Below are 9183 nucleotides of genomic sequence, written 5' to 3'. Positions count from 1 at the left end.
ACGGCGCGGTGGGCGCGGGGGTGACGGGTGCCTCCGGCGCGGCGATCACCGGGAACTGCTCGGTGGGCGGCGCGACGGCCGACGGCATGGCCGACCACGGGTCGTACGCGGGCGGCTCGGCGGCCGGGGGCGTCGTGGCGTCAGAGGTCACCGCGACCCCTACGATTGACGATCATCCGCGGACCCTACAACGTCCCCGCCGCCCGGTGTGGCCGCCGGATCCGGGGCCAGCCCCTGCGCGGACTTCGTCGCTCAGAACGGATATGCCTCAGAGGCATAAATATGCCTCTGAGGCATATCGGTCGCGAGCAGTCGTTCGCCGACGGCGGCTACCGCGAGTAACGGGCACCTGTGCGGAGAATCGACGAGGCGGGCCGTGCCCGGTGAGGCTCGCTCAGGCGGAGGTGGGGGCGGCCGGTTCGGCGGCGCGGTCCACCGGCTCACCCGGGGAGTCCAGCCCGGCGCGGCGGCGGGCCTCCCGGCGTGCCACCCAGCCGTAGCCGAACAGGCTCATCACCGCGAAGATCCACCACTGCCAGACGTAGCCGAAGTTCTGCCAGTTGTTCGTGTGCCCGATCTGGACCGCCTGGAAGGCCGGGTCGGCGGCCGGCGTCTGCCCGTCGAGCAGCACGTAGCCGCCGGTCACCGGGTAGGGGAGCTGTTGGGCCAGGCGCGGGATGTCGATGCGCCGGGCCTCCAGCTTGCCGTCGCGCCGGCTGACCGCGCCGCCGCCGCTCTCGCTGCCGACCACCCGGCCGGTGACGGTCACCTCGCCGGTCGGCGCCGCCGGCACCTGCGGCTGGACTGTCGCGCCGGCACCCGGCACGGGCGGGATCCAGCCCCGGTCGACGAGCACCGCGGTGCCGTCGGCCAGCACCAGCGGGGTGAGCACCTCGAAGCCGACCGTCCGGTCGACGGTCCGGCCGCGGACCAGGACGGTGTTCGTGCTGTCGTACCGGCCGGTGGCGGTGACCCGGCTCCAGGTGAGCTCCTCGGACGGCGCGGGACCGACGTCGCCGCCGCTGGGCGCGGGGAGCGCGTCGCGCAGCGGCGCGGGCGTCATGGTGGCTCCGGCGTCGATGCGCTCGTTGACGGCCGTGCGGCCCCGGTAGCGGTCCAGCTGCCAGTTGCCCAGGAACACCATCACCGTGGCGGCGACGAGCGTGAGCGCGAGGTAGCCGAGCCAGCGCGGGGTCAGCAGGAACCGGTACACGTTGGCCAAGGCTACCCGTATGAGCGATGCCACTCGTCGCTGCCAGGCAGAAACGGCGGTGTGCGCGGCTCTCGCGCGCCGGGCCGGGCGGGTATGGTCACGCGGGCGGAAACCACCCACATCAGGAGTCGATGATGACCGACGTGCCGCGCGTCGTGCTGAGCGCGCCCTCCTCGGGTCACGGCACCGGCGCCGTCTCCCTCGGCCTGCTCGCGGCGCTCACCGACCGGGAGATCCCGGTGGCCGGGTTCAAGGTCGGGCCGGACCAGGTGGACGCGGCGTATCTGGGGCTCGCCGCCGGGCGCGCCGGGCGCACGCTGGACCCGAGACTGGTCGGCCCGGAGCGCATCGCCCCCCTCTTCGCGTACGGCGCGGCCGGCGCCGGGTTCGCGCTGGTGCAGGGCACGATGGGCCTCTACGACTCGGTCGCCGGACGACCGGAGAGCGAGTCCACGGCGGCCGTCGCCACGGCGCTGCGCAGCCCGGTGGTGCTCGTGGTGGACGTGGCCGCGATGGGCCAGTCGGTCGCCGCGCTGGTGCACGGCTTCCGGGCGTACGACGACGAGCTGTGGCTGGGCGGCGTGATCCTCAACCGGGTGGCCTCGCCCCGGCACGAGGCGCTGCTGCGCGAGGCGCTCGACGACGTGGGCGTGCCGGTCTACGGGGCGCTGCGCCGGCACGAGCTGCCTCCGGTGCTGCCCGCCCGACGGTTCGGCACCGGTCCCGTGGTGCGCGCCGACGCCGACGCCGAACGCGGCGTACGCCGGCTCGGTGAGGCGGTGGCGGCCACCGTCGACCTCGACCGGCTGCTGGCGCTGGCCCGCTCCGCCCCGGCGCTCGCCGTCGAGCCGTGGTCGCCGGAGCCGGCCGACGCCCCGCAGCCGTCGGGGGAGCGGCCGGTGGTGGCGCTCGCCGGCGGACCGGCCGGCGCCTACAGCCATCCCGAGACCGCCGAGCTGCTGCGCGCCGCCGGCGCCGAGGTGGTCACGTTCGATCCGCTGCGCGACGAGGCGCTGCCCGCCGGGGCCCGCGCGCTCGTCATCGGCGGCGGGCTGCCCGAGACGTACGCGGAGCAGCTCTCCGCCAACCGCCGCCTCTGCATCGCGGTGGCCGAGCTGGCCCGCTCGGGCCGCCCGGTGATCGCCGAGGGGGCCGGCCTGCTCTGGCTGGCCCGGGAGCTGGACGGCCTGCCCATGTGCGGGGTGCTCGACGCGGTCGGCACGATCAGGGACGGCCTGGTGGTCGGCTACCGCACGGCCACGGCGGTCACCGACAGCGTGGTGGCAGCGGCCGGCGCCACGGTGACCGGGCACAAGCAGCACGCCGCCGTGCTCACTCCGCGCGCCGGTGACCGGCCGGCCTGGCGCTGGGAGGGTGGCAACCCGGAGGGCTTCGTCCGGCAGGCGGTGCACGCCTCGCAGCTCGTGCCGCACTGGGCCGCCCACCCGGACATCGCGGCCCGGCTGGCCGCCGCCGCGCTGGCGCCGGTGGGGGCGTCGGCGTGATCGGGCAGGTGGCGGTACGCCGGTTCCCGGCGCTCACCGTCTCCACCCCGCGCATCGAGGTCCGGCACCTCGTCGCCGCCGACGCGGAGGCGGTGGACGAGGTGTTCGCCGACCGGCAGACGCAGCGCTGGCTGCCGCTGGCCGAGGCGTCCGGGCAGATCGACGGGCGGGCGTGGTGCACCGAGCTGGCCCGGCAGCGGCGCGACAGCGGCGACGGAGACCACTGGGCGGTGGTACGCCGGGAGGACCAGCGGGTGGTCGGCTCGCTCTGGGCCCGCCGTACCGACTGGGGTGCCCGGCTCACCGAGCTGTCGTACGCGATCGCGCCGCACGCCCGGGGCTACGGCCTGGCGGTCGAGGCGGTGGACGCGGTGGCCATCGCGCTGATCCTGGAGCACGGGTTCCAGCGGGTGGAGCTGCGGGTGGCGGCCGGCAACGTGGCGTCCCGGCGGGTCGCCGAGAAGGCCGGCTTCAGCTACGAGGGCCTGCTGCGCAACGCCGGTTTCGTCAGGGGCGCCCGGGTCGACCTGGAGCTGTGGTCCTTCGTCGCCGCCGACCTCCGCTGACCGCCCTGCGCCCCCTGCGCCCACCCGCCTCCGAACGTCGATCAAGGAGTTCGCGTCGGCGGATCGGGCGATCCCTGACGCAAACTCCTTGATCAACTACCCGGGCGCACCCCCGGGCGGATCAGGGGGTCAGCCGACTATCTGGTCCGAGGGTGGGGTGAACTGGCGGGTGGGCTGGCCCTTCAGCGAATCCCGCAAGGTCTGCGCCACCGCGTTCACCGGGATCTGCGACTGCCCGTCGCCCACCGCGTTGAACGGATTGTCCGGGTCGGCGATGAAGCTCGCCGCCGCCAGCTCCGGCGTGTAGCCGACGAACCACGCCGACCGGGTGCTGTCGGTCGTACCCGTCTTGCCGGCGACCGGGCGGCCGACCGTACCCCGCACGCTGTCGGCGGTCGACCAGCCGCCGCAACTCCCCTTGGCCGGGGTGTCGCCGGTCGGGCAGCGGGCCGCGTCGGTGGCGGCGCGGGCTGCGTCGGCGTTCACCACCTGCCGGCACCGCGGCTTGGCCACCTCCCGCTGCACCCCGCCCGCCGTCGTGTACGTGGCGGGCGTGCCGTCCCGGTTCATGATCGCGTTGACCGGGATGGCCTCGCAGTAGCGCCCGTCGGCGGCGATGGCGGCGTACGCGTTCGCCATCTCCAGCGGGGTGGCGTCGGAGACGCCGAGCGTGAACGCGCCCCACTTCTTCGCCTTCCCCGGCGACGCCTGCTCCTTGTCCACGTCGGTACGCCAGCGCAGCCCCAACTGCTCGGCCAGGCGCACCCCGGTGTCCGCGCCGATCTTCTCCTCCAGCTGGACGAAGTACGTGTTCACCGACTTGCCGAACCCGGACCACATGGTCTGCCGGCCGGTCATCGCGCCGCTGGCGTTCGACGGCGCCCACCCGTCGTAGACGGCCGACTTGTACGTGTACGGGGAGTCGTACGCGGTGGACAGCGGCATCCCGGCGTTGAGCGCGGCGAGCATCGGGAACATCTTGAACGTCGAACCGGCCTGGTAGCCCGGGAGGGTCCCGCCGCCGAGCAGCGGCGCCACGGTGTTCGGATAGTTCGCCTTGACCTTCGGGCCGGCCTCCGGGTTCGAGCTGTTCGGGTTCTCGGCCAGGTCGAGCGAGTAGTTCCGGTTCACCGCCATCGCCTTGATCCGCCCGGTGCCGGGCTCGGCGACCACGATCCCGTTGGCGAACGGGCTGCCGGTGTTGTCCTTGGCGCCGACGTTCTTCTCCGCCGCCGCCTGGGTCTTCGGGTCGAGCGCGAGCACGATCCGGTAGCCGCCGCGGCGTAGCTTGTCCATCCGTTCCAGCCGGTTCTCGCCGAACGCGGGCTGCGAGCTCCACCAGTTCTTCAGGTAGTCGCAGTAGAAGCCCCAGCTGCGGTGCCCGCCGTCGATCGCGGCGCAGTCGTTCGGCGGGTCGGTCAGCTTCAGCTTGATCGGCTGGCCCTTCGCCGCAGCGGCGGCGTCAGGTGACAGGTAGCCGAGGCGGGTCATGTTGTCCAGCACGTAGTTGCGCCGGCCGGTGGCATCCTTCTGGTCCGAGGTGATCGGGTCGTACTCCGACGGCGACTTCACCAGCCCGGCCAGCGTGGCCGCCTCGACCGGGGTGAGCGTGGCCGGTGTCTTGGAGAAGAAGATCTGCGAGGCCGCGTAGATCCCGTACGCGCGGTGACCGAAGTAGGCCGAGTTGAGGTAGCGCTCCAGGATCTGTTCCTTGCTCAGATGCTTCTCGATGTCCAGCGCCATGCGCATCTCCTTGACCTTGCGCAGGCTGGTCTGCTGGGTCGCCTCCTGGACCTCCTTGGGCGTGGTCGCGCTGTCCCGCAGCGCCATTCGCACGTACTGCATGGTGATCGTCGAGGCGCCCTGGGAGACGCCGCCGGACCGGGCGTTGGAGACGAAAGCACGCGCCACGCCCTTCGGGTCGACGCCGTGGTGCTGGTAGAAGCGGTTGTCCTCGGCGGCGACGATCGCCTGCTGGATGTTCGGCGACATGTTCTCGACCTTGGTGTACTGCCGGTACTCCTCGTAGAACATCGTCAGCACCGTCTTGCCGTCCGGCGCGTAGACGTACGAGGTCTCGGCCGGCAGCGCGGTCTTGAGGATGCTCGTCTTCTGTTCGATCGCGTGCGCGGTGGCCTTGGCCCCGATGCCGGTGACGGCGACCAGCGGGTACAGGGCGGCGGCGACCACGATGCCGGCGATCAGCCCGGCGCGGAGAAGGGGAACGAGACGGCCAGCGGAAGCAAGGGGACGACTGCTCACGGGGTCAAGCTATGACATTTCCGATTCGGAAATGAGAAGAACTCATAAACCGGCGGACCGTGACGCGACCCACGCCGGGATGCGCTGTCCCGGGCGGCGGCTACCCGGCAGGATCGCGGACATGCCCGCAGCACCGACCGGGAGCGCCGCCGCGCTCGACGAGCCCGACCTGGGCCACCACGGGGACGCCGAGGCCACCCCCGGCCTGGTGGACCTGGCGGTCAACGTGCGCCGCGCCCCGATGCCGGACTGGCTGGCCGACCCGATCACCGCCGCGCTGGGGGACCTGGCCGCGTACCCCGACCCGGCACCGGCCCGCGCCGCAGTCGCTCACCGGCACGGGCGACCCCCGGAAGAGGTACTCCTCACCGCCGGCGCCGCCGAGGGTTTCGTCCTGATCGCCCGCGCGCTGTCCGGCGTCCGCCACCCCGTTGTGGTGCACCCGCAGTTCACCGAGCCGGAGGCCGCGCTGCGCGCCGCCGGGCACCGGGTGGACCGGGTGCTGCTCGACCCGGCCGACGGCTTCCGCCTGGACCCGGCCCGGGTCCCGGACGACGCCGACCTGGTCATGATCGGCAACCCCACGAACCCGACCTCGGTCCTGCACCCGGCGGACACGATCGCCGCGCTGGCCCGTCCCGGCCGGGTGCTCGTGGTCGACGAGGCGTTCGCCGACACCACCGCCGCGCCCGGCGTCGACGGCGAGCCCGAGTCCCTCGCCGCTCGCCGCGACCTGCCCGGCCTCGTGGTGGTGCGCAGCCTCACCAAGACGTGGGGCCTGGCCGGGCTGCGGATCGGCTACCTGCTCGGCGACGCCGCGCTGCTGACCCGGTTCGCCGCCGCGCAGCCGCTCTGGGCGGTCTCCACCCCGGCGCTCGCCGCCGCCACCGCCTGCGCCGCGCCGGCCGCCGTCGCGGCCGAACGCGCCATCGCCGCCGACCTCGCCGCCGACCGCGACCACCTGGTGGCCCGCCTGTCCGGCCTGCCGGGGGTACGCGTGGCGGGCCGCCCGGCCGCCGCCTTCGTCCTGATCCACGTGGCCGGCGCCGCCGGCGTACGCGAGCGGCTGCGCGCGCACGGCTGGGCGGTACGCCGGGGCGACACGTTTCCCGGGCTCGGCCCGGACTGGCTCCGGATCGCCGTACGCGACCGGGGCACCACAGACGCGTTCATCGAGACGCTGGCACGGATCCTGGAGGCATGATGCTGGAGTCCACAGTCGCGGCGATCCGGCCGCTCGACGAGGCCGCCATGGCGGCGGCCCGCGAGTTGCAGGGCCGGCTGACCAAGCCCGCCGGCTCGCTCGGCGCCCTGGAACCGCTCTCGGTACGCCTCGCCGGGCTGGCCGGCGCCTGCCCGCCGCCGCTGCCCGAGCCGGCCGCGGTGGCGATCTTCGCCGGTGACCACGGCGTGCACGCCCAGGGCGTGACCCCGTGGCCGCAGGAGGTCACCGCCCAGATGATCGCCAACTTCCTGGCCGGCGGCGCGGTGGTCAACGCGTTCGCCCGTCAGGCCGGCGCCTCGGTCACGGTGGTGGACGTCGGCGTGGCCACCCCGATCCCCGGCGCCGACTCCGAGGAACCCGCCGATCCGGCCGGGCCGCGTCTGGTGGCCGCGAACGTCCGCCCCGGCACCCGCGACATGACGGTCACCGCCGCGCTGACGCGGGACGAGGCCCGCGCGGCCGTCGAGACCGGCATCCGGGTCGCCGGTGAGCTGATCGACGCCGGGGCGGGCATCCTGCTCACCGGCGACATGGGCATCGGCAACACCACCCCGTCCGCCACGCTCATCGCCGCGTTCGCGCGCGTGGACGCGGAGGCGGCCACCGGCCGGGGCACCGGGGTCGACGACGAGACGTACGCCCGCAAGGTGTCTGTGGTGCGGGCCGCGCTGGCCCGGCACGAGCCCGACCCGGCCGACCCGCTGGGCGTGCTGGCGGCCGTCGGCGGGCTGGAGCACGCCGCGCTGGTCGGCCTGATCCTCGGCGCCGCCGCCCGGCGGGTGCCGGTGCTGCTCGACGGCGTGATCGCGGTGAGCGCCGCGCTCGCCGCCGCCGCGTTCGCGCCGGACGCGGTGGGCGCCATGGTCGCCGGGCACCGCAGCGCCGAGCCGGGCGCCACGGCGGCGCTGCGGCACCTCGGCCTGGAGCCGCTGATCGACCTGGGACTGCGGCTCGGCGAGGGCACCGGGGCTCTGCTCGCCCTGCCGGTGGTCACCGGCGCGGTCCGGGTACTGCACGAGGTGGCGACGTTCGACTCCGCCGGGGTGGCGGAGAAGTGACCGGGCCGACGCCGCCGAGCCCGTACCCCCTGGGGTTGCGGCTGGGCGGGCGGCGCGTGGTCGTCGTGGGCGGGGGAGCGGTCGCCACCCGGCGGGTGCCCGCGCTGCTCGACGCCGGCGCGGACGTGCTGCTGGTGTCGCCCGAACTGACCCCGGCGCTGCGCGCGCACGTCGACGCCGGGCGGCTGCACTGGGAGCCGCGCCGGTTCGCCCCCGGCGACCTGGACGGCGCGTGGCTGGTCCAGGTGGCGGTGGACGACCGGGCCGCCGCCGCTGCCGTCAGCGCGGCAGCGGCCGAGCGGCGGATCTTCTGCGTCCGCGCCGACGACCGGACGGCGGCCAGCGCGTGGACTCCGGCGGTGACCCGGCACGGCCCGGTCACCGTGGCGGTCCTCGGCGGCGGCGACCCGCGCCGCGCGATGGGCGTCCGCGACGCCGTGCGGGATCTGCTGGGCGCGCGGACGGCCCCCGGCTTCGCGCCGTCCCCCGAGGCGGGAGGTGCCGCCGGGGGGCGCGTCGCGCTCGTCGGCGCCGGACCGGGCGACCCGGAGCTGATCACCGTGAAGGGGTGGCGGCTGCTCACCGAGGCCGAGGTGGTCGTCGCCGACCGGCTCGTGCCCGGCCTGCTCCTGGACGAGCTGCGCCCGGACGTCGAACTCGTCGACGCCTCGAAGATCCCGTACGGGCCGTCGCGTGCCCAGGAGGAGATCAACCGGATCCTGGTGGACCGGGCCCGGGCCGGCAAGGTGGTGGTACGGCTCAAGGGCGGCGACCCGTACGTCTTCGGCCGCGGCGGCGAGGAGCTGCTGGCCTGTGCCGAGGCGGGCGTGCCGGTGACCGTGGTGCCGGGTGTGACGAGCGCGATCGCGGTGCCCGAGGTGGCCGGGGTGCCGGTGACCCACCGGGGTGTGGCGCACGAGTTCACAGTGGTGTCCGGGCACCTCGCGCCCGACGCGCCCGCGTCGCTGGTGCGCTGGGACGCCCTGGCCGGGCTGCGCGGCACGCTCGTGATCCTGATGGGCCTGAAGAACCTCGCCGCGATCAGCGCCACCCTGATCGCGCACGGCAAGCCGGCGGAGACCCCCGCCGCGGTGATCCAGGAGGGCACCACAGCCGCCCAGCGCACGCTGCGCTCCACGCTGGGCACGGTCGCCGCCGACGTGGAGGCCGCCGCCCTGCGCCCACCCGCGATCGTGGTCGTAGGCGACGTGGTCCACACCCTGACCCCCACTCCCTAACCCCGAGGCCATCGCCGACGCCGCCCGCCTGATCGCGTCGATCTTGCACTTGGTGCCCGTCACGCGCCCGTTACAGCCCATTTGTCGGGGCAACAAGTGCAAGATCGACGCGATCA

The 9183-nt window shown here is 74.7% G+C and carries 7 protein-coding genes; 5 read left to right on the top strand and 2 right to left on the bottom strand.

Features of this window, described 5'->3' with window-relative positions:
• Nucleotides 1-394 precede the first annotated feature (394 nt).
• On the bottom strand, nucleotides 395-1213 hold the full coding sequence (locus tag F8279_RS27585) for an SURF1 family protein (protein WP_091423048.1): 819 nt from the start codon (nucleotides 1211-1213) through the stop codon (nucleotides 395-397).
• Between the two features lie 134 nt (nucleotides 1214-1347).
• Here F8279_RS27585 and F8279_RS27580 point away from each other — a divergent pair, with 134 nt between their 5' ends.
• The gene (locus F8279_RS27580) at nucleotides 1348-2718 is read left to right on the top strand and encodes a cobyrinate a,c-diamide synthase (RefSeq protein WP_091423338.1); all 1371 of its coding nucleotides are present in this window, start codon (nucleotides 1348-1350) and stop codon (nucleotides 2716-2718) included.
• The gene (locus F8279_RS27575) at nucleotides 2715-3284 is read left to right on the top strand and encodes a GNAT family N-acetyltransferase (RefSeq protein WP_091423050.1); all 570 of its coding nucleotides are present in this window, start codon (nucleotides 2715-2717) and stop codon (nucleotides 3282-3284) included. Before F8279_RS27580 ends, F8279_RS27575 begins: the two co-directional genes overlap by 4 nt.
• 129 nt (nucleotides 3285-3413) lie before the next feature.
• On the opposite strand, the gene F8279_RS27570 is transcribed toward F8279_RS27575, so the two are convergent.
• Entirely contained in the window at nucleotides 3414-5546 is a 2133-nt protein-coding gene (locus F8279_RS27570; RefSeq protein WP_091423053.1) for a transglycosylase domain-containing protein, read from the bottom strand.
• Between the two features lie 121 nt (nucleotides 5547-5667).
• On the opposite strand from F8279_RS27570, the gene cobC reads away from it, so the two are divergent.
• The 3 genes from cobC to cobA are packed head-to-tail and all read left to right on the top strand — an operon-like array spanning nucleotide 5668 to nucleotide 9067.
• The gene (gene cobC, locus F8279_RS27565) at nucleotides 5668-6750 is read left to right on the top strand and encodes an Rv2231c family pyridoxal phosphate-dependent protein CobC (protein WP_151501491.1); all 1083 of its coding nucleotides are present in this window, start codon (nucleotides 5668-5670) and stop codon (nucleotides 6748-6750) included.
• Complete coding sequence (gene cobT, locus F8279_RS27560; protein ID WP_151501492.1) at nucleotides 6750-7829, top strand: nicotinate-nucleotide--dimethylbenzimidazole phosphoribosyltransferase; 1080 nt, start codon at nucleotides 6750-6752, stop codon at nucleotides 7827-7829. The genes cobC and cobT overlap by 1 nt, the downstream gene beginning before the upstream one ends.
• Complete coding sequence (gene cobA, locus F8279_RS27555; protein WP_091423059.1) at nucleotides 7826-9067, top strand: uroporphyrinogen-III C-methyltransferase; 1242 nt, start codon at nucleotides 7826-7828, stop codon at nucleotides 9065-9067. Before cobT ends, cobA begins: the two co-directional genes overlap by 4 nt.
• Nucleotides 9068-9183 lie beyond the last annotated feature (116 nt).

Origin of the sequence: Micromonospora sp. AMSO1212t (assembly GCF_008868145.1) — a bacterium.
GTDB classification, from domain to species: Bacteria; Actinomycetota; Actinomycetes; order Mycobacteriales; family Micromonosporaceae; genus Micromonospora; species Micromonospora tulbaghiae.
Note: the sequence above shows the minus strand (reverse complement) of the source record. Positions and strands in the feature narration are given on the sequence as shown.

Excerpts from the sequence above, each read along its gene's own strand:
- F8279_RS27580 (WP_091423338.1), top strand. The coding sequence starts at position 1,348 with ATGACCGACGTGCCGCGCGTCGTGCTGAGCGCGCCCTCCTCGGGTCAC.
- cobC (WP_151501491.1), top strand. The coding sequence starts at position 5,668 with ATGCCCGCAGCACCGACCGGGAGCGCCGCCGCGCTCGACGAGCCCGAC.
- cobT (WP_151501492.1), top strand. The coding sequence starts at position 6,750 with ATGCTGGAGTCCACAGTCGCGGCGATCCGGCCGCTCGACGAGGCCGCC.